The 991-nt window shown below is 64.6% G+C and carries 1 protein-coding gene; it reads left to right on the top strand.

The genetic code is table 11. The annotated features are described in order from the left end of the window. Positions 1-282: 282 nt before the first annotated feature. Positions 283-991 (top strand): transporter substrate-binding domain-containing protein (locus KZA10_RS18390; protein WP_256934994.1); only part of this gene is annotated, 709 nt, incomplete at its 3' end.

Here is a 991-nt window from a genome sequence, read left to right as displayed (position 1 = left end):
CGCCAGAGGGCCGAACGACGATCAGCTGATGCGGGACGTGCCGCCGCACTACTGAGCGTGAGTCTCCGTCTGCGCCCGCGGACGAGAAACGCACGGCCCCTCCGAAGAGGAACCGTGCGACTCGTCGAGATCCGTGATCTGCTCAAGGCACAGCGCGGGGCCTGAGAGCTTCCACTCGCACGACGAGTCGCACATGAGCTTCCCAGGGATGGGGCGGGAGCCGTGGCAACCGTCGACGCGCGTGGCAGGATGAAGGCATCGCCGCTCGACGAGAGGATCGCCATGTCCCATCCGGACATCACCACGCATCAGACGCAGGGTGAGAAGAAGAACATGTCGCTGCTCATCAGGGGCTCTCTGTGGATCGCCATCGGGGCTCTGATCGCTGCGGCCCTCGTGTGCGTGGTCTGGGTGCTCATCGGTGATCAGGACGGTCTGATCGGTCGGGCCTTCCTCACGATCCTCCTGCTGGCGGCTTTCGCGGGGATCGCGATCCTCGAAGCAGGGCTGGCGCCGAATCGCCCCGACTGGCTGCAGCTGGCGAGCATGGTGAGCTGGATCGTCGCTCTCCTCGTCGGCGCCGTGAAGATCTGGTTGCCGGAGGACGGCTTCTACTTCGGCGCGGAGCGGTTCTTCCAGCTGCTCCTCGTCATCGGAATCCTCCAGCTTGCCCTGCTGCATGTGCGCCTGTTCACTCCGGCCGCGCAGAGACATGTCACGACGTTCACGCGCATCATCTACATCGTCACCGTCACGTTCCTCGTCGGCCTGGTCGGCATGCTCGTGTTCTTCCTCGCCTTCCCGAACACCTTCGAGTACGGCGAGCTGTACTGGCGCATCGTGGTCGCGCTCACGATCCTCGTGGCCGTCGCCGACAAGCTCGGCCTCGAGGTGAAGTTCGAAGAGACCCAGTGGGACGCGATCTTCGCGGGTCTCGACGCCGGTCGGTTCGACGTGATCGCCAACCAGGTCACGATCAACGACGAGCGTG

Source organism: Microbacterium sp. BF1 (genome assembly GCF_019279095.1).
In the GTDB taxonomy this organism is placed as follows: domain Bacteria; phylum Actinomycetota; class Actinomycetes; order Actinomycetales; family Microbacteriaceae; genus Microbacterium; species Microbacterium maritypicum.
Note: the sequence above shows the minus strand (reverse complement) of the source record. Positions and strands in the feature narration are given on the sequence as shown.